Origin of the sequence: Candidatus Methylomirabilis limnetica, from assembly GCF_003044035.1 — a bacterium.
GTDB lineage: Bacteria > Methylomirabilota > Methylomirabilia > Methylomirabilales > Methylomirabilaceae > Methylomirabilis > Methylomirabilis limnetica.
Genome location: NZ_NVQC01000009.1, coordinates 1 through 18,570, shown reverse-complemented (window position 1 = coordinate 18,570; position 18,570 = coordinate 1). Strand labels below are relative to the sequence as shown.

Here is an 18,570-nt window from a genome sequence, read left to right as displayed (position 1 = left end):
GTTCAGTGGACAATAAGGGGAGCATGAGTAGAGAACTGAAGGATCTCAATAACGACGCCGCTGACCAGGAAGCGAGAGACGCGAGCTTCACGCCGTCGACGGCCCCTCTCTCGATCGGCGGCCACCCGCCAGACGCCTACGATGCCTCCCAGATCCAGGTCCTCGAGGGCCTCGAGGCAGTACGGAAGCGCCCCGCGATGTACATTGGCAGCACCGGGCTCGATGGGCTCCATCACCTGGTGTACGAAGTTGTAGACAACAGCGTGGACGAGGCGCTCGTTGGATTCTGCGACCAGGTGGATGTCACAGTTCATTCCGACAACAGCATCACCGTCGTAGATAACGGGCGCGGTATCCCGGTCGATATCCACGAGCGAACCGGCCGACCAGCCCTGGAGGTGGTGATGACCACCCTTCATGCTGGAGGTAAGTTTGACAATTCGGCTTATAAGGTGTCGGGCGGTTTGCATGGCGTCGGCCTCTCCGTGGTGAATGCGCTCGCGGAGCGGCTCGAGGTCGAAATCTGGCGCGGTGGCAAGCGGTATCAGCAACAGTATGAGCGCGGTAAGCCGACGGGCGACCTTGAAGAGGTTGGCAAGGCTCGGAGGACCGGAACCCGCGTGACGTTCGTTCCCGACCATGAGATCTTCGAAGACCGGACGTTTAGCCTGGACACCCTCAGCAATCGCCTGCGCGAGCTGGCGTTTCTCAACAAGGGTCTACGCATTCGGCTAGCCGATGAGCGGATTAACGAGGCGCGGGAGTTCTACTACACGGGGGGTATCAGGTCGTTCGTTGAGCTGCTCAACGAGAACAAAACCTGTGTTCCCCTTAAGCCGATCCACATCGAAGCCCAGCGTGATGCGACCGTCGTGGAAGTGGCCATCCAGTATAACGATGGGTACAGCGAGACGGTCTTCTCCTTTGCCAACAACATCAATACCCATGACGGCGGCACGCACCTGATCGGATTCCGATCGGCCCTGACCAGGACGATTAACAGCTATGCGACATCGCACGACCTGCTGAAGAACTTGAAGGCGACGCTGACCGGCGACGACATCCGTGAGGGGCTAACCGCCGTCATCAGCGTGAAGCTTCCCAATCCCCAATTTGAGGGGCAGACCAAGGCTCGCCTGAACAATCCCGACATGAAGGGCCTGGTCGAAACCATCATCAACGAGAAGCTGGCAGAATATCTGGAAGAGAACCCGGCGATTGGCCGGCAAATCATTGAGAAGGCGACCGAGGCGGCCCGCGCGCGCGAGGCGGCCCGCAAGGCAAAGGAGTTGGCTCGCAGGAAGGGCCCGCTCGAGAGCGATGATCTGCCGGGAAAGCTGGCGGACTGCTCGGAGAAAAACCCTGCCCTCTGCGAGATGTACATCGTCGAGGGAGATTCGGCCGGCGGCTCGGCGAAGCAGGGGCGCGATCGGAGGTTCCAGGCCATCCTGCCGCTCAGGGGCAAGATCCTGAATACCGAGCGAGCGCGGGCCGACAAGATGCTTTCCTCGGCGCAGATCAGGATCCTCATCTCGGCCATCGGGGCTGGGATCGACCCAGAATTCGACATCGGCCGGCTGCGTTATCACAGGATCATCATCATGACCGATGCCGACGTGGATGGGGAGCACATCCGGACGCTGCTGCTGACCTTCTTCTTCCGACACCTTCGCCAGGTCGTCGAGGGGGGCCATTTGTACATCGCGCAACCACCCCTGTATAAGGTGAAGAAGGGGAAGGTTGAGCGGTACTTGAAGGACGATCGGGCGATGGAGGAGTTCCTCCTGGAGGCGGTCGCCGACTCGCTCCGAGTAGAGGGCAGCAACGGTGGAACGGCCTGGACCGGACAGCGGCTCCATGGCATGATGCGAAAACTCATTACCTGGCAGCACTGTCTCCGGGCGATGGAGCGGCGGGGGCGTCACCCTGGCGTGGTGGTGGCCTTGGTGCAGTTGGGTGGTGTGCCCAGGGGAACTCTGAAGGACGAGGATAAAGCGCGCCAGCTTCTGGATCGGCTGCTGGTGGCGCTGATGGCCCAGGCAGAGCGACTAGGCCCGGCCGAGGGAAGAGTGGAGTGGGATGAAGAGCAGGAGGAATGTCGAATCCACCTGTCCTTTGGTAGCAACGGCCAAGGGCAGCGAAGCGTCGCAGTCATAGATCGTGGGCTCATCGGATCGCCGGAGTACCGAGAGCTAGAGACCGCAGCCGCCGCGCTCGCTGGGCTCGGGATGCCCCCGTTTACCGTGGCGGCGGAGGGGGAAAGCACCTCCGTGGAGTCTTGGAGCGACCTGCTCGGCAAGAGTATGGAGCTGGCCAAGAAGGGGTTGGCGGTCCAGCGCTATAAGGGTCTGGGAGAAATGAACCCTGAGCAGCTTTGGAGAACCACCATGAACCCCGAGACCCGGACGCTGCTGCGGGTGGCGGTTGAGGATGCGGTCGCCGCAGAGCAGATTTTCACCACCCTGATGGGCGACCAGGTGGAGCCGCGGCGGCAATTTATTGAGAGGCACGCGACAGAGGTAAGCAGCCTGGATATCTAGTTCGGAGTTCATAGTTCAGGGTTCATGGACGAAGGGCGACCCTTGGTTACCGGCAGAATCGGGTTGGTTTACCATGAACTATGAACCATGAACTATCAATGCTAAGCTGCCATCGCGTGGAGGCCCGGCGATCGGGCCATTTATTTTCTCGTCGAGAGGCGATACCCGCGGCTTGCCGCGAGTTCGTCATACCGGCGGACCCCGGATCTGGGTCCGGGGCAGGCACCGGTATCAAGCAGGCCCGACTGGATTCCGTGTCAAGCACGGAATGACGGGCCAGAACAGAAGACGCTACCCCGTAGCTTGCTGCGGGGTAGTTCATTGTGTGGCTCGTGGAGGAGTGAATGCCTGACGAACAACAAGGCGCGCTAAGCCGAATTGGCGAGGTGAGGCCGACCGACATCCACGAGGAGATGCGCCGGTCGTACATGGACTACGCCATGAGCGTGATCATCGGCCGGGCCCTACCTGACGTACGGGACGGGTTGAAGCCGGTGCACCGCAGGGTCCTGTACGCCATGCAGGAGCTGGGACTCCCCTTTAACCGCCCATACAAGAAGGCGGCCCGCGTCGTAGGTGAGGTCTTGGGCAAGTACCACCCGCATGGCGACACGGCAGTCTACGACACCCTCGTTCGTCTGGTCCAGGACTTCTCGATGCGGTACCCCCTCATCGACGGCCAGGGAAACTTCGGCTCAGTAGATGGCGACGCGCCGGCGGCGATGCGATATACGGAGGTTCGCCTTGCCAGGATCGCTCAGGAGATGCTCCGGGACATCGACAAGGAGACGGTGGACCGGGCTCCCAACTTTGACGACACGCTTCAAGAGCCAACGCTCCTGCCGGCGGCCCTTCCAAACCTGCTCGTCAATGGCTCTTCCGGGATCGCAGTCGGGATGGCCACCAACATCCCGCCCCACAATCTTGGCGAAACCGTGGACGCCCTCCTGCTACAGCTCGATGATCCCGAGGTGACGCTGGATCGGCTTATGGAGGTGCTGCCTGGACCAGACTTTCCAACGGCCGCGTACATCCACGGCAGGCAGGGGATCCGGGATGCCTACACGACGGGCCGAGGCCTGATCCGGATGCGTGCGAAGGCGTTTGTGGAGAAGGGCAGGGGCGGCCGGGAGAGCATCATTGTCTCGGCGCTCCCGTACCAGGTGAACAAAGCCAAGCTGATCGAGCGGATCGCCGAGTTGGTTCGGAACAGGAAGATCGAGGGGATTTCGGATCTACGGGACGAGTCGGATCGCGAGGGGATGCGGATCTTCATCGAGCTCAAAAAGGACCAGATGGCCCCGCCGATCCTGAACCAGCTCTACAAGCACACCCCGATGCAATCAACCTTCGGTGTCATCATGCTGGCCCTTGTGAACAACCAGCCGAAGGTGCTGACGCTGAAGGAGATGCTCCATCACTTTATCGAGCACCGGAAGACCATCGTCATTCGCAGGACGCGCTTCGACCTCCGGAAAGCCGAAGAGCGGGCCCACATTTTAGAGGGGTACCGGATCGCGTTAGACCATCTGGACGCGGTCATCGCCCTCATCCGCCGGTCCCGGTCGGTGGACGACGCTCGCACCGGCCTGATGGACCAGTTCGGGATGAGCCAGATCCAGGCCCAGGCAATCCTCGATCTTCGCCTGCAGCGCCTGACACAGCTTGAGCGGCAGAAGATCCAGGACGAGTACAGCGAGATCCTCGCCACGATCGAGCGTCTCCGAAGCATCCTGGCCAGCGATGCCCTGGTTCGCCAGATCGTCAAAGATGAACTGCTGGTCGTGAAGGAAACGTATGGGGACCCGCGCCGCACGGAAATCCTGGAAGAGACCGCCGACATCGAGCTGGAGGACATGCTGGCCGATGAGGAGATGGTGATCACCATTACGCATGGCGGCTATATCAAGCGGAGCAATCTCAACGTCTACCGGAGCCAGCGTCGAGGCGGTAAGGGGACGACCGGCATGGCGACCAAGGAAGAGGACTACGTGGAGCACCTCTTCGTCGCCACCACCCACAGCTACATCCTCCTCTTCACCAACCAGGGGAGGGTGCACTGGCTCAAGGTCCACGAGCTGCCCCAGCTCGGACGGGCCGCAAAGGGCAAGGCCCTCGTCAACTTCCTGCAACTCGGAGCCGGCGAAACGATGACGACCGTAATTCCGATCCGCCAGTTTGAGGTTGATCGCTACCTTCTGATGGCAACCAAGCGCGGGATCATCAAGAAGACCGAGCTCAACGCGTATGGCAACCCGCGCGCGGGGGGCATCATCGCGATTACGCTGGATGAAGGGGACGAGTTGATCGCGGTCCGCATGACCAAGGGAGACGACGAGGTTCTGCTCGGGACTAGACGGGGGATGGCGATCCGGTTCAAAGAGGAAGAGGCCAGGTCGGTGGGCCGGGCGGCCCGAGGCGTCATCGGGATCTCCCTTGAGGAGGGCGATGCGGTGGTCGGGGCCGAGGTGGTGGCCCCGGGAGCGGCAGTCCTTACGGTGACCGAGCACGGTTATGGCAAGCGGACCGAGCACGAAGAGTACCGGCTGCAGGGCCGAGGCGGCAAAGGGATCATCAACATTCGGACCACCGAAAGAAACGGCCCGGCGGTCGGGGTGATGCAGGTACAGCCCGGCGATCAGATCATGATGATCTCTCAGGAAGGAAAGATTACGCGGATGCGGGTGGACGAGATCAGCCTCATCGGCAGGGCGACCCAAGGGGTGCGGCTCCAGGGGCTCACGCCCAGCGATCGCGTGGCCGCAGTGACGCGGCTGGTGAGCGACGAAGAGGGCGAGGTGGAGTCGGAGGGGCCGGAGTTCCCGCCCGAACCGGAACCGGAAGCGGGTCCGCTCGACGAGGCTTGAGAGATGCCGGGGGGCGTGGTATAGTGCAACGTTATGAGTTCATAGTTGGTAGTTCGTAGACAAAACCAGCACAGGCAGCTCCTCTCCTGACTGTGAACCATGAACTCTGAACGAGGGATGCCGTGCTGGATCTGAGATTTATTCGTGACAATGTCGAACTGACGCGCGAGCGACTTGCAGCCAGGGGCGCTGCGCCCTCAACCCTTGACGAGTTTGTTCAGCTCGATGCTGAGCGGCGAGCCCTGCTCGCCGAAGTGGAAGGGCTCAGGCAGAGGCGCAACGAGTTGTCTAAAGAGGTTGCCGAACTCAAACGACAAGGTAAAAGTACAAGCGATGTTGTCGCGCGGGTGGTCGTGGAAGCGCCGCTTCTCACTGGTCTGGAAAAACAACTCAAGGAAAAGGAAGAGCTCTTACAGGAGGCGGCGCTGTTTCTCCCCAACCTCCCGCATGCTTCCGTCCCGATCGGGAAATCGGCCGAAGATAACGTTGAAATCAGGCGATGGGGAATACCGCGCCAGTTTGACTTCGCACCAAAATCTCACTGGGAGCTTGGGGAGGCGCTGGGGATCCTGGACTTCGAACGGGCGGCCGCAATCGCGCAATCGCGCTTTGCCGTCCTCAAGGGAGTTGGGGCCAGGCTGGAGCGCGCACTAATCAGTTTCATGCTCGACCTCCACGGAAAGGAGCACGGCTACACGGAGATCTTCCCGCCATTGCTGGTGAACGCCGATGCCATGCGCGGGACGGGCCAACTCCCCAAGTTTGGTGAGGATCTCTTCAAGACCAAGGACGAGGGGCTCTACATGATCCCGACTGCAGAGGTCCCGGTGACCAACCTTCACCGTGAGGAAATCCTGCCGCCCGGAACGCTGCCCCTGTCTTACGTCGCCTCTACCCCCTGCTTTCGGCGGGAGGCGGGCTCCTACGGCAAAGACACTCGGGGTCTCATGCGGCAGCACCAGTTCAACAAGGTGGAGCTGGTGAAGTTCGCGGAGCCCGAGCGCTCCCATGACGCGTTGGAGGAGATGACTCGACACGCGGAGACAGTCCTTCAGCGACTGGGCCTGCCTTACCGGGTGGTGGTCCTCTGCACGGCCGACCTGGGGTTTGCGGCCGCAAAGACCTATGACATTGAACTCTGGATCCCGAGTCAAGGGGCGTATCGGGAGGTCTCGTCGATTAGTAACTGTGAGACGTTTCAGGCGAGGCGGGCCAACATCCGCTACCGGCCTTCGCCCAAGGCGGTGCCGCAGTTTGTCCATACGCTGAACGGATCAGGGGTCGCGGCGGGACGAACCTGGCTGGCGATCCTGGAGAACTTCCAGGAGGCGGATGGGACGGTGGTCATACCTGAAGCTCTCCGACCCTACCTGGACGGGCTCGAACGGATCAGGAAGTAGTTAATAGTTCATGGTTCAGAGTTCATAGAACGGAAAACGATCTGCCTTAAGAACAGGAATCATCTATAAACTACGAACCCTGAACGATGAACCCGTGGAGGGGTGGCCGAGTGGTTGAAGGCGGCGGTCTTGAAAACCGTTAGGTGAAAGCCTCGTGGGTTCGAATCCTACCCCCTCCGCCAACAAGAAGCTGTCCGGCTATCAGCGGTCAGTCATCAGCAAAAGCTGAAAGCTGATCGCTGAAAGCTGTGCGCTGGTTCTACCGGAGAGGTGACCGAGTGGCCGAAGGTGCTCGCCTGCTAAGCGAGTCTGTGCCGAAAGGTGCAGCCCGGGTTCGAATCCCGGCCTCTCCGCCAACAAGAAGCAGGGAAGCTGTCAGCAATCAGCCATCAGCAAAAACTGATAGCTGTGCGCTGGTTCTACCGGAGAGGTGACCGAGTGGCCGAAGGTGCTCGCCTGCTAAGCGAGTCTGTGCCGAAAGGTGCAGCCCGGGTTCGAATCCCGGCCTCTCCGCCATCACTAAAGCTGATGGCTGAAAGCTGATCGCTGTAACTCACGGAGAGGTGCGAGAGTGGTTGAATCGGGCGGTCTCGAAAACCGCTGAGCGGGTAACTGCTCCGGGGGTTCGAATCCCCCCCTCTCCGCCAACCCAAACAAGCAGGTTCCGAGTTTCGAGTTTGGAGTTTCGCGTTGGCCCGAAACCCGAAACGCAAAACTCTAAACGTACTTCGCGGAGAGGTGCAGGAGCGGTTTAACTGGCACGCCTGGAAAGCGTGAGCGGGGGAAACTCTGCCCCGGGTTCGAATCCCGGCCTCTCCGCCAAACAAGAAGCTGTCCGGCTATCAGCGGTCAGCCATCAGCTAAAGCTAAACGCTGAACCCTGCTTGACTGAGGAAACATGGAAAGCGCTCTGATCACCGGTGGCGGCGGTTTTATCGGGTCGAATCTGGCTCTGGAGTTAGAGAGGCGATACCCGGATATTCGGGTCACCATCATCGACGATTTCCGCTCCGGCGAGTTCAGCAATCTGGTTGGGTTTCGGGGCGACTTGGTGGCGCAGGATCTCGCGTCGTTGGACCTCCTCAGCCGATTTCGGCCAGGTGAATTTCAGGTGGTATTCCACTTGGCTTCAATCACCGATACAACCGTCACCGATGCGCGGCAGATGATCTGGAGCAACGTGGAGGGCTTTCGGCGGGCGGCGGAGTTCGCGCGTCTCTCCGGGACGCCCCTGATCTATGCCTCCTCGGCCGCTGTCTATGGTGTCTGCCGCTCGGGCCGGATGCAGGAGGACCAGGCTGCCCGCCCTGCCAACGTGTATGGCTTTTCGAAAACGCTCCTGGAGAATCTGGCTCGGCGCTACACTGATACCTCAGGAGGCTGTAGAGCCGTCGGGCTCCGGTATTTCAATGTGTACGGGCCAGGCGAAGTCCATAAAGGTGCGGCGGCCAGCATGATCTATCAGTTGGCGGAGCAGATTCGAGCGGGCAAGCGGCCGCGGATCTTTAAATACGGAGAGCAGCAACGTGACTTTGTGTACGTCAAAGACGTAGTGGAGGCGACCCTGCTGGCCGCAGAGGCTAATCATAGCGGCGTGTATAATGTCGGCTCCGGGCGTCCCACCTCGTTCAACGAGGTCGTTGCGCTCCTGAATAAAGCCCTGGGGACTGACCACGATCCCGACTACTTCGATAACCCGTACCCATTCTATCAGCCGCACACCGAGGCCGACGTGACTCGCGCGCGCGCGGAACTAGGATATGTTCCGAAGTATCCGATCGATCGAGGGATTGCAGAATACGCCAAGCGGTTGATGGAAGCCGGCCTGATGCAGCATGAGTTGTCATGAACAGGAATAGACTTGGCCGTGCTAGATGGGGAGTTAGCGGTGCCCTGTACCCGCAATCCGCTCTAGCGGGATCGAATCCCCGCCCGAGGTTTAAAGCCTTCGAGCGATGACCTGTGATCGTGGTGACGATGGTCGAGTCCCGCGCAAGGAGAGTTTGTGAACCCCGCCAGATCCGGAAGGAAGCAGCGGTAAACGAACAGGCTCCTGTGCCGCGGGGAAGCTCGGCCGTAGCCTCGGTCACGGGTACAGCCCGGCAGCCGCGATCGACGGCGGGTGCACGGCCAAGAAATGCAGGGTAGAGGGTAAAGGGTTTAGGGTTTAGCAAGGCAGACACCTTCTGAGCCCTATCCCCTACCCTCTCCACCCTAGACCCTAAACCCTATACCCTGGATCTCAGATGTCATATCTCGTTCTCGCCAGGCGATGGCGACCCCAGAACTTCGATGAGGTGGTGGGCCAGCAGCCGGTCACGCAGACCCTGAAGAACGCTATCACCAAAGATCGCGTTGCGCACGCCTTGCTCTTTACGGGTCCGCGCGGGGTCGGGAAGACGACGACCGCCCGCATCCTGGCGAAAGCCCTGAACTGTGAGCGGGGCCGTACGCCCGATCCCTGTAGCGAGTGCGCGAACTGCACTGCGATTGCGACGGGCCGCTCACTCGACTGCCTGGAGATCGACGGCGCCTCCAATCGGGGGATCGACGAGGTCCGGGAGTTGCGTGAGATCGTGCGGTATGCCCCGTCGCGCGACAAGCACAAGGTAATCATTATCGATGAAGTCCATATGCTGACCGAGCCGGCCTTCAATGCGTTACTGAAGACGCTTGAGGAGCCGCCCCCCGGGGTAGTCTTCATCATGGCGACCACTCATGCGCACAAGATCCCGCCCACCATTCTCTCGCGTTGCCAGCGCCATGACTTTCGGCGGTTGGGACCAGGAGAGATCCTCCCGCGGCTTCAGCAGATCGCTCGCGAGGAAGGGGCTACCGTTTCGGACGGCGCCATGATGGCAATTGCCCGCGCCGCAGAGGGGAGCCTCAGAGACGCCCAAAGCCTTCTGGACCAGGCCATTGCCTATAGCGGCAATGAGGTGAGCGAGCTCGACGTCGCGGTCGTGTTGGGGCTGGTGGAAGGGGAGCTGCTGGCGCAGACTACCCAGGCGATCATCGAGCGTGACAGCAGCCTCGCCCTGGCGGTGGTTGAGTCGCTCAGCGCCCGGGGAGACGACCTTCAGCGGTTCTGCCAGGAACTGCTGGCTCACCTGCGCGACCTGATGGTCTCGAAGGTGAGCAAAAACCCCACCCCCCTACTTCAGTTGAGCCGCGTGCTACCGGAAACGGTTCGCTCGCAAGCCGAGGCCATGACACTCGCAGACATCGAAACGATTTTTCAGGTCCTGAGCCGGGCCGAGTTCGAGATGCGACGTGCTCCCCAGCCGCGATTTGTCCTGGAGATGGCGCTTGTCGAGGCGACAGAGGCCCGGTCGCTGCAAACCCTTGAGGTGCTCCTGGAGCGCCTGTCCACCCTGGAGGAGAAGTTGCTGACCGGGCGGGCAACCGGCCCGGGGCCATCGCCGACCCCCGTGTTTGCCCCCGCCCCCGCTACTCCGCCCCCCGCCCCCCGCCCCCCAGTCGAAGCACCACCCCCTCCTCCGGCCGACAGCGCCAAGAGTCCGCAGGAAGGCTGGGCCCGCACCACGCGGCTGCTGGAACGGAAGAAGCGGTCCCTCGCCGCGTTGCTCACCGCGGCCAAGGATGTGACGCTTGAGGGAGGCAGGCTCATTGTCATGCTGGAAAACGGGACGACCTTTGCGCGATCAACGCTGGACGACCGTGAAAACCGGCGTCTTGTGACCGAAGCCGCGTCCGAAGCTTTTGGGCGGCCCCTGACGGTTGAGTTTCGATTCGGCAGTCCAAGCAAGGTGCCCGCGAGGAGCGATTCGGCCGGGCTCACCACAGGCCAGGGCGAGTTGCGTCAGCCTCCGCGGTCTGGCGAGGCTCACCGCGAAGCACGGGACACCCAACAGACGACCGTCCCGGAGCCGCAGATGGCGCAACCCGATCAGGAGGCGCTGCGGGGTCATCCCCTGGTGCAGCGAGCTATGGAGCTATTTGACGGCCAAGTCGTTCGGGTCAAAGCGAAACAGCCCGAATAGGGCGTGACAGGAGAATAAGATGAAGAACCTCGGGAACCTGATGAAGCAGGCGCAGCGAATGCAAGCTGAGGCGGAAAGGATTCAGGCGGAGGCTGCGACGAAACGGGTTGAAGGGACCGCAGGCGGCGGGATGGTCACCGTCGTATGCAACGGTCAGGGCGTGGTTGTCGAGGTGAAGATCGATCCAGAGGTCTCCGGCCCGGATGAATTGGAGATGCTGCAGGACCTCGTTGTGGCGGCGGCGAACGAGGCACTCCGAAAAGCTCGCGAGCTGCTGAGCCAGGAGATGGGTCGGCTGACCGGCGGGTTGGGACTGCCCCCGGGGCTGGTGTAGAGCAGCCGTGGCCCGCTATGCCCCTACCCTGGTTCGGCTGATTGGTGAGCTGGTCCGCCTTCCCGGCATCGGCCCCAAGACCGCCCAACGCCTGACCTTCCATCTCCTCAAAGCCACCAAGGAGGAGGCGGTGGCGTTGGCCCAGGCCATCATCGAGCTGAAGGATCGGATCCAGAGCTGTGCGGTCTGCTACAACATCTCTGAGAGCGACCAATGTAACATCTGCTCCGACCCAAATCGAGACGGATCGGCGCTGTGCGTGGTGGAGGAGGCGAACGACCTCTGGGCCATCGAGAAGACCGCGAGCTTCAAGGGGCGGTACCACGTGCTGGGAGGGTCACTTTCGCCACTGGAGGGACGCGGCCCTGAACAGCTCACGGCCAAGGCTCTTCTGCAGCGCCTGGAGGGAGGGGAGGTTAAAGAGGTCATCCTGGCCACGAATCCGAACGTCGAGGGCGAGGCGACAGCGATGTACCTCTCGCGCCTGTTGAAACCGTTAGGCGTTCGGGCCACGCGAATCGCTCGCGGCCTACCAATGGGCAGCGACCTGGAGTACGCCGACGAGGTAACCCTTTCCAAGGCATTGGAGGGGCGACGCGAGATCTGACGCTCGCGGAGTAGAAAGTGGTTGCTCACACTCATCGGGTGCGCTAAATTACAACAACGCTTTCAGCTGTCAGTCTCTGGCTGATAGCTGACCGCTGAAAGCTGTTCTTAAAGCTGTTATTGATCCCGGGTAGCTCAACGGTGGAGCGAGCGGCTGTTAACCGCTAGGTTGTAGGTTCGAGTCCTACCCCGGGAGCCATTTTATTGTTATCGAAAATTGACTTGCTGGTGTAGCACATCCAACGCTTCTTTACACATTCCGTTCGCCCTTGCCTGTCGAAAGGGTGAAGTGTTTCAATGGGTTCCGTTCATGGTTCGACCAGCTCACCACGAACGGAACGTAAAAGTATTTATGATGCACGACACGAAGGAGACCCGATGCCTCAGCATAGAGCGTTAGAGCAGTGGGTGGATCAGGTGGCGAGTATAACCCGTCCGGACCGCATCCATTGGTGCGATGGGTCAGAGGAGGAGTATCAGGTCCTGATTGAGGGGATGCTACGGGATGGGACCTTGATTGGACTGAACCATCAGCGCTACCCCGGATGTTACTTACATCGGAGCCATCCGTCGGATGTCGCCAGGACCGAACACCTGACCTTCATTTGTACGTCTCGAAAGGAGGACGCCGGCCCCACCAATAACTGGATGGAGCCCAAAGAGGCGCGAGCGCAAGTCGGGAAGCTCTTTGAGGGCAGCATGAAAGGCCGGACGATGTTTGTCGTCCCCTATCTTATGGGCCCGGCCGGCTCTCCCTACAGCAAGATCGGCGTGGAGATTACGGACAGCCCCTACGTCGTCGTCAACATGCGGATCATGACTCGCATGGGAAAGGTCGCGCTTGAGCGGCTTGGCGAATCAGACAGTTTTGTCCGTGGCCTGCACTCGCTTGGGGACCTGAGTCCGGACCGCCGTTTTATCCTTCACTTCCCCGAGGAGCGTCTCATCTGGAGCATCGGGTCAGGGTATGGGGGCAACGCCCTGCTGGGAAAGAAATGCCACGCCCTTCGTATCGCCAGTTGGATCGGTCGAGAGGAGGGCTGGTTGGCTGAGCACACCCTGATCATCGGAGTGGAAGATCCGTCAGGGCAGGTCACCTATATGGCGGCCGCCTTTCCGAGCGCCTGCGGCAAGACCAACCTGGCAATGCTTGTCGCCCCTCTCCAGCTCTCGGGCTACAAGGTGTGGACCGTGGGCGATGACATCGCGTGGCTGCACGTCGGGCCCGACGGTCGGCTGCGAGCCATCAATCCGGAGGCCGGGTTCTTCGGTGTCGCGCCCGGCACCAGCGTTAAGACGAATTCGAACATGCTGGCGGCGATCGACAGAAATGTGATCTTCACCAATGTGGCCGTGACGCCGGATGGCGAGCCATGGTGGGAGGGAAAAGACCCGACACCACCCAATGGTCTCGTTGATTGGCAAGGTAATCCTTGGACGCCGGGGGAGGGGGCGGCCGCACATCCTAACTCGCGTTTCACTGTTCCCGCCAGGCAGTGCCCGTCGATCTCCCCTCACTGGGAGGATCCGGAAGGTGTCCCGATCTCGGCGATCATCTTTGGAGGACGCCGGGCTCGGGTGGCGCCACTCGTCTACCAATCATATAGTTGGCAGCACGGTGTCTTCGTCGGGGCCGGCATGGCCTCTGAGACTACAGCCGCGCAGTCAGGCGCGGTCGGGGTCACCCGGCGCGACCCAATGGCGATGATCCCATTCTGTGGGTATAACATGGCCGACTACTTCGCCCACTGGCTCGACATGGGCCAGCGGATCGCCCACCCTCCCGCGATTTTCCACGTCAACTGGTTCCGGACCGATACACAGGGCCGCTTCCTCTGGCCCGGCTTTGGCGAAAACATTCGCGTCCTCAAGTGGATCCTGGAGCGAGTTCAAGGTCAGGGCAAGGCCGCCGAGACTCCCATAGGTTTCGTTCCCACATCTGATGCGTTGGAGATGGATGGGCTCAGTTTGCCCGCTGGCGCCATGGATGAGTTGTTGAGGATCGATGCCGATGCCTGGGCTGCGGAGCACGCGGAACAAGGTCTGTTCTTCGACCGGCTTGCCGCGCGGCTGCCCGTCCAGATCCGGCAGGAGCATGACATGCTCCGCCAGCGGCTCAGCCGCCTCAGCGCCACGTGAACGCCACCGAGCCGCCACACGCCCGTAGTCGCCAACCCCTCCGGCGATTTTGGCTCGAATTTGCCCCTTAAACGCAGAAAGAGGATTGTAAGTGGGATCCCACGAGCCACCGAAGAACTGGCGGTACTCAATATCCAAGATTCATGGCGGTGAAAGCCCGGAGCAACTCGTAGGACTCGGGATAGCTTGATGCCTGGAGGGAGATAGTGGAAGAGCAGTTTGTCGCTATCACGCTTCACCGGATCGCCGGCCAGATAGTCTGCGGCGCCGTCACACTGGCCAGACAGCCGGATCGCTCCTGGTTGGGAAAGTGCGGCAAGTGCGGGGAGGAGTTCCGACTGGAACCGGATGCCCGGTTCGAGGGGCAGGTTCGTGCGATGAGGAATTAACCGATGCTAAACATCGAGCTGAAAGCGCGCTGTGAAGATCTCGCAAGACTTCGGGAGAGTTGCGAGTCGCTTGGGGCAGAGGGTCAGGGGCCGGAGCGACAGGTCGATACCTATTTCAGCGTGAGCCATGGCCGCTTCAAGCTCCGGGAGTCGTCAGAGTCAGGGGCCGAGCTGATCTATTATGCCCGAGGCGATGTTGCCGGGGCGCGGGAAAGTCACTACGATCTCTATCAGGTAGAGGACCCTGAGGGTCTCAAGGCGATACTCACCAAGGCGCTCAGTGTCAGTGCAGTGGTCACGAAGCGGCGCGAGACCTTTGTGATCGGTAATGTCCGGATCCACCTCGACAAGGTGCAGGGGCTGGGCGGCTTTGTTGAGCTTCAAGGGACTGTCGATCACTCGGGAGAGCTGCCGTTAGTCGCCGACGAGGTCCAAGGGATACAGCGGGCGCTGGGGATCGATCCGCAATCGCTCGTCAAAGAGTCCTACGCTGCTCTTGCCGGCAGGGCGGAGGTGACGCAAGGGCCTTGCGCCAATTGACCAGAGTGTCTGAATTGAACGACACCTGGAAAGATTATGTTATTGCGACCTATCGCCTGGCCGCCTCGGGTGATCTGGCCAAGAAGGCCGAGACGATCGCGCTGGGCATGACCGTCGGCAGTTGGACCGGCCTGCCGGCTGCCCGGCAGGAAGCGTTGGATCGCCACGCCGGTCGAGTGGTGACGGTGGAGGGGAACCTTATCCGTATCGCCTACCCGCTCACGAACCTCACACCAGACCTCCCGGCGCTGCTCACCTGTACCTTCGGCAAGCTCTCTATGGATGGCAAGATCCGCCTGGTGGACCTTACCCTGCCACCCCACTTCGCCGCCGCCTTTGCTGGGCCGAAGCTTGGGGTGGAAGGGGTACGCGAAAGAACCGGGGTTCACGGTCGGCCGTTGCTTATGAGCATCTTCAAGTCCTGCCTTGGGCTTACACTTACTGAGCTGGCCGAGGGGTTCTTTCCGCAGGCATTGGGCGGCGTGGACCTGATCAAGGACGACGAGATCTTCTTCAACGACTCGGAAGCGCCATTTGAGCGGCGCCTGGAGGCGTGCCTGCGGGCGGGCGAACGGGCGCGGCGGGAGACGGGCCAGGCGGTGCTGTACGCCATCAACCTTACCGGTCCCGTCCATCAGTTGCCCGAGAAGGCCCGACGGGCCGTGCGCCTGGGAGCGAATGCCCTGCTCATCAATGTCCTACCCTACGGATTTGACCTCTTGCAGCGGCTGTCCGAGGACCCGGAGATTACCGTACCACTTGTGGCCCACCCGGCGCTGGCTGGGGCCATGTACCCCTCCGGCGACTACGGCATCGCTGCGCCACTTCTGTTGGGGACGCTGATGCGTCTGGCCGGGGCCGACCTGGTCCTGTTCCCGTCCCCTTATGGCGGGATGGCCTTGGAACGGTCCGAGGCCCTGGATCTGGCCTCGCGACTCAAGGACAAGACCCGCCTCCCCTGCCTTCCGGCTTTTCCTGTGCCTTCAGCGGGGATTCACCCTGGTTTGGTGCCACACATTATGGACGACTTCGGCTTCGACGTCGTGATCAATGCCGGCGGCGGCATCCACGGTCATCCGGGCGGTGCGGCTGCGGGCGGGCGGGCCTTCCGCGCGGCGATAGCTGCTAGCGTAGCCGGCGTTCCCTTGGAACAGGCTGCCGCAGGAAGCAGCGATCTTCGGGCGGCCCTTGACCAGTGGGGTAGCGACAAGGCCCGAATCCCGAAAGAGTTTCCGATATGAGCAGACAGGTGGTCATCTTCTGCGACTTCGATGGGACAGCCGCCGAGCAGGAGGTCATCGTGTCCCTCTTTAAAGCCTTTGGCCAGCCAGGATGGGAGGCGGTGCGTGACGCGGTGATCAGTGAGACGTTGAGTGTACGTGAGGGGGTTGGTCGCCTCTTTGCCCAGATCCCTTCGCACCGCGTCCCAGAGATGGTGGCGTATGCTCGGCGGAACGCCACGCTACGATCAGGATTTCGGGAGTTTATAGAGTACTGCCGGGTCCAGGGCCACCGATTTTTGCTGACCAGCGGAGGGATCGATTTCTACATCTACCCCCTCATGGAGGAGCTCCTGCCACGGGACCAGATCTACTGTAACGAGAGCGACTGCAGTGGCCCAACGGTGCGCATCCTCTGGCCCCACGGGTGCGACGAGCACTGTCTGGCCGACTGCGGGATGTGCAAGCCCAGCATCATGCGCCGCTTTCCATCGGAGCAGTATCGCAGGGTGGTGGTGGGAGACGGGATCACGGACCTGCCCGCGGCCAGGTTGGCCGACATGGTAGTGGCCCGCGATCTGTTGTCCGTCAAGTGCCGGCAGGCCGGGATTCCCTATGAGCCCTTTGAGACCTTCTATGATGTCATGACGGTACTCGACCGTGTGGAGGCGGAGGTGTGCGGATGACAATGGCGCGCCTAGCCACAGAGCGGGCTCTGACAGCTCTGGTTGAGATTACGGCCAGCTTCTCCCGGAGGGGCTGGTTCCCCGCGACCAGCGGCAACCTCTCGGCTCGGGTCAGCGCCCCGGGCGATCCACTCTTGCTGGTCGTCTCCGCCAGCGGTCGGGACAAAGAGGCGATGACGGCGGCCGACTTCCTCCTGGTGGACGGATCGCTTCAACCAGTGGGGCCCGGAGTTCAGCCTGTGGTGAGCAACGTCGAACCACGCCCGTCGTCTGAGACGGTGGTTCACGCCCGCATCTACGAGGCCACCGGGTGCGGCTGCGTCTTACACGTGCATACGGTGTGGAACAACCTGATCGCGGAACTGTTCTCCTCCCAGGGTGAGGTTGTGCTCCGGGATCTTGAGATGATCAAGGGGCTCGACATCTGGGAGGAGGGGACAGAGGTCCGGGTTCCTATTGTGGAGAATCTTTTTAAGCTACCCGTTCTGGCAGAGGCCGTGGTGGAGCGGACTACAGACCCGAGGGTGCCAGGTATCCTGATCCGGCATCATGGACTGTACGCCTGGGGTACGAACCCGTTCGAGGCCAAGCGGCACGTGGAAGCCTTCGAGTTTATGTTTGAATACCTGCTCCGTCGGTGGACTGTAGGGGCAGGCCTTGTGCCTGCTCAGAAGGGCGACCACAAGGATCGCCCCTACGAGCTGGCCGAGGCAGGGCAAGGGGGCATCGTGGGAGGAGAAGCATGACGGCGATCAGGCTGCACCCCGATAACCGGCGCATCGACGCCCCGGCGGAGATGGCGAGCTTTCTCGACGACGAGGGCCTCGTCTACCGCAACTGGGATGTGTCGAAGCTGCGAGGTGAATTGCGGGACAACTACGCCCTGACCGAGGCCGAAAAGGCGGAGATCCTGGCGACGTTTGAGGGCGACCTGGAGACGCTCAAGGCTGAAGGGGGGTATGTTACAGCCGACATCGTCGTCCTCTGGGAAAAGACCCCCGACCTGGAGACGTTGCTCGACAAGTTCAGACGGGAGCATCACCACACTGAGGACGAGGTGCGGTTCGTGATCGACGGCCACGGCATCTTCACGATCCGCGGGCGGAGTGGCTGCTACTTCGACGTAAGGGTAGACCCAGGCGATCTGATCACCGTGCCTGCGGGTACCCGTCACTGGTTTACTCTGGCCGAGGATCGGCAGATCAAGTGCATTCGCCTCTTCCAGGACCCTGCCGGTTGGGCGGCCATTTACTGACCCGAGAGACCCCCTCCCCCAGCACCCATGCTGACCCGGTTTTGCAGCGGGATATGCAGTGTGCTAGCCTGTCTTTGTGTGAGGTCGGATTGGGGGTAAATGATGAGCGAAGAGGCGAAATTTACCATTGAGGTGATCTGCCCCTGCTGCCAGGCGAGGCTGATCGTTGACCCCGAACGTGGCGCCGTCTTGCGTCATGAGCTGCCACCCAAAGAGGCGATCGTCACAGACCTGAGGGCCGCGGTCGAAGAACTGAAGGGCGAGGCTGGCCGGCGGGAGGCGCGCTTCAAGGAGTCGATGGAAGCGGAGAAAGAAAAAGGAAAGCTGTTGGAGCGGAAATTCACGGAGTTGCTCAAGAAGGCGAAAGACGAACCCATCGCCCGGCCCATTCGGGACATCGACCTGGATTAGTAGTTACTCAGGTGTTTAGGCTGAAGGCTGAAGACTGAAGGTTCTAAATTATGGCTCTTCGCGTAATCGAGTGGGTGAATTTAACATGAAATCCTCTGTAAGCCTTGTGGCATCTGGTAAAATCCGGTCTGCACCCCTTGCAGAAAACGGGAGGATTTCTCAATGGCTATTTCAACCAA

General features: G+C 61.1%; 15 protein-coding genes, 6 tRNA genes and 1 other RNA gene. All 22 read left to right on the top strand.

Going from position 1 to position 18,570, the window contains the following annotated elements:
* Window positions 1-23 precede the first annotated feature (23 nt).
* The 22 genes from gyrB (at window position 24) to CLG94_RS01080 (ending at window position 18,391) form a co-directional block, all read left to right on the top strand.
* Window positions 24-2,540 carry a DNA topoisomerase (ATP-hydrolyzing) subunit B gene (gene gyrB, locus CLG94_RS01185; protein WP_107561074.1) on the top strand — a complete coding sequence of 839 codons (2,517 nt, stop codon included), beginning with the start codon at window positions 24-26 and terminating at the stop codon, window positions 2,538-2,540.
* Between the two features lie 344 nt (window positions 2,541-2,884).
* Entirely contained in the window at window positions 2,885-5,407 is a 2,523-nt protein-coding gene (gene gyrA, locus CLG94_RS01180; protein WP_107561073.1) for a DNA gyrase subunit A, read from the top strand.
* 122 nt (window positions 5,408-5,529) lie between these two features.
* Window positions 5,530-6,807 (top strand): serine--tRNA ligase, encoded by a 1,278-nt coding sequence (gene serS / locus CLG94_RS01175; protein WP_107561072.1) that lies wholly within the window; start codon window positions 5,530-5,532, stop codon window positions 6,805-6,807.
* A 96-nt stretch (window positions 6,808-6,903) separates the two neighbouring features.
* Window positions 6,904-6,989: transfer RNA gene (locus CLG94_RS01170), tRNA-Ser, on the top strand.
* Window positions 6,990-7,071: 82 nt separating this feature from the next.
* Window positions 7,072-7,163: transfer RNA gene (locus CLG94_RS01165), tRNA-Ser, on the top strand.
* Window positions 7,164-7,231: 68 nt separating this feature from the next.
* Window positions 7,232-7,323, top strand: a tRNA-Ser gene (locus CLG94_RS01160).
* Between the two features lie 41 nt (window positions 7,324-7,364).
* A tRNA-Ser gene (locus CLG94_RS01155) sits at window positions 7,365-7,454 on the top strand.
* 85 nt (window positions 7,455-7,539) lie between these two features.
* Window positions 7,540-7,629 (top strand) — tRNA-Ser (locus CLG94_RS01150).
* A gap of 76 nt (window positions 7,630-7,705) precedes the next feature.
* Window positions 7,706-8,656: an ADP-glyceromanno-heptose 6-epimerase gene (gene rfaD, locus CLG94_RS01145; protein WP_107561071.1), complete on the top strand. Its 951-nt coding sequence runs from the start codon at window positions 7,706-7,708 to the stop codon at window positions 8,654-8,656.
* Between the two features lie 16 nt (window positions 8,657-8,672).
* Window positions 8,673-8,937: signal recognition particle sRNA large type (ffs, locus tag CLG94_RS01140), an RNA gene on the top strand.
* A gap of 116 nt (window positions 8,938-9,053) precedes the next feature.
* Window positions 9,054-10,811 (top strand): DNA polymerase III subunit gamma/tau, encoded by a 1,758-nt coding sequence (gene dnaX / locus CLG94_RS01135; RefSeq protein ID WP_107561070.1) that lies wholly within the window; start codon window positions 9,054-9,056, stop codon window positions 10,809-10,811.
* Between the two features lie 19 nt (window positions 10,812-10,830).
* Window positions 10,831-11,145, top strand: coding sequence for a YbaB/EbfC family nucleoid-associated protein (locus CLG94_RS01130; protein WP_107561069.1), 315 nt, complete (start codon window positions 10,831-10,833; stop codon window positions 11,143-11,145).
* 7 nt (window positions 11,146-11,152) lie between these two features.
* Complete coding sequence (recR, locus tag CLG94_RS01125; RefSeq protein ID WP_107561068.1) at window positions 11,153-11,752, top strand: recombination mediator RecR; 600 nt, start codon at window positions 11,153-11,155, stop codon at window positions 11,750-11,752.
* A gap of 123 nt (window positions 11,753-11,875) precedes the next feature.
* A tRNA-Asn gene (locus CLG94_RS01120) sits at window positions 11,876-11,950 on the top strand.
* A gap of 179 nt (window positions 11,951-12,129) precedes the next feature.
* Window positions 12,130-13,890: a phosphoenolpyruvate carboxykinase (GTP) gene (locus CLG94_RS01115; RefSeq protein ID WP_107561067.1), complete on the top strand. Its 1,761-nt coding sequence runs from the start codon at window positions 12,130-12,132 to the stop codon at window positions 13,888-13,890.
* A 206-nt stretch (window positions 13,891-14,096) separates the two neighbouring features.
* Complete coding sequence (locus CLG94_RS01110; protein ID WP_107561066.1) at window positions 14,097-14,279, top strand: hypothetical protein; 183 nt, start codon at window positions 14,097-14,099, stop codon at window positions 14,277-14,279.
* 3 nt (window positions 14,280-14,282) lie between these two features.
* A complete protein-coding gene (locus CLG94_RS01105; RefSeq protein ID WP_107561065.1) occupies window positions 14,283-14,819 on the top strand; it encodes a class IV adenylate cyclase in 537 nt (178 codons plus the stop codon).
* A gap of 14 nt (window positions 14,820-14,833) precedes the next feature.
* Complete coding sequence (locus tag CLG94_RS01100) at window positions 14,834-16,060, top strand: 2,3-diketo-5-methylthiopentyl-1-phosphate enolase (protein ID WP_107561208.1); 1,227 nt, start codon at window positions 14,834-14,836, stop codon at window positions 16,058-16,060.
* On the top strand, window positions 16,057-16,725 hold the full coding sequence (locus tag CLG94_RS01095) for an MtnX-like HAD-IB family phosphatase (RefSeq protein ID WP_107561064.1): 669 nt from the start codon (window positions 16,057-16,059) through the stop codon (window positions 16,723-16,725). Before CLG94_RS01100 ends, CLG94_RS01095 begins: the two co-directional genes overlap by 4 nt.
* Window positions 16,722-17,471, top strand: a complete 750-nt coding sequence (mtnB, locus tag CLG94_RS01090; protein ID WP_239993058.1) for a methylthioribulose 1-phosphate dehydratase — start codon at window positions 16,722-16,724, stop codon at window positions 17,469-17,471. Before CLG94_RS01095 ends, mtnB begins: the two co-directional genes overlap by 4 nt.
* Window positions 17,468-17,980 (top strand): 1,2-dihydroxy-3-keto-5-methylthiopentene dioxygenase, encoded by a 513-nt coding sequence (locus CLG94_RS01085; RefSeq protein ID WP_107561063.1) that lies wholly within the window; start codon window positions 17,468-17,470, stop codon window positions 17,978-17,980. Before mtnB ends, CLG94_RS01085 begins: the two co-directional genes overlap by 4 nt.
* Window positions 17,981-18,079: 99 nt before the next feature.
* On the top strand, window positions 18,080-18,391 hold the full coding sequence (locus CLG94_RS01080) for a hypothetical protein (protein ID WP_239993057.1): 312 nt from the start codon (window positions 18,080-18,082) through the stop codon (window positions 18,389-18,391).
* The last annotated feature ends 179 nt before the right edge of the window (window positions 18,392-18,570 follow it).

Bases quoted from the DNA above. Each gene is read 5' to 3' on its own strand.
- mtnB (WP_239993058.1), top strand. From the start codon at position 16,722: ATGACAATGGCGCGCCTAGCCACAGAGCGGGCTCTGACAGCTCTGGTT.
- gyrB (WP_107561074.1), top strand. From the start codon at position 24: ATGAGTAGAGAACTGAAGGATCTCAATAACGACGCCGCTGACCAGGAA.
- CLG94_RS01085 (WP_107561063.1), top strand. From the start codon at position 17,468: ATGACGGCGATCAGGCTGCACCCCGATAACCGGCGCATCGACGCCCCG.
- CLG94_RS01095 (WP_107561064.1), top strand. From the start codon at position 16,057: ATGAGCAGACAGGTGGTCATCTTCTGCGACTTCGATGGGACAGCCGCC.
- dnaX (WP_107561070.1), top strand. From the start codon at position 9,054: ATGTCATATCTCGTTCTCGCCAGGCGATGGCGACCCCAGAACTTCGAT.
- CLG94_RS01115 (WP_107561067.1), top strand. From the start codon at position 12,130: ATGCCTCAGCATAGAGCGTTAGAGCAGTGGGTGGATCAGGTGGCGAGT.
- CLG94_RS01105 (WP_107561065.1), top strand. From the start codon at position 14,283: ATGCTAAACATCGAGCTGAAAGCGCGCTGTGAAGATCTCGCAAGACTT.
- CLG94_RS01080 (WP_239993057.1), top strand. From the start codon at position 18,080: ATGATGAGCGAAGAGGCGAAATTTACCATTGAGGTGATCTGCCCCTGC.
- rfaD (WP_107561071.1), top strand. From the start codon at position 7,706: ATGGAAAGCGCTCTGATCACCGGTGGCGGCGGTTTTATCGGGTCGAAT.
- gyrA (WP_107561073.1), top strand. From the start codon at position 2,885: ATGCCTGACGAACAACAAGGCGCGCTAAGCCGAATTGGCGAGGTGAGG.
- CLG94_RS01130 (WP_107561069.1), top strand. From the start codon at position 10,831: ATGAAGAACCTCGGGAACCTGATGAAGCAGGCGCAGCGAATGCAAGCT.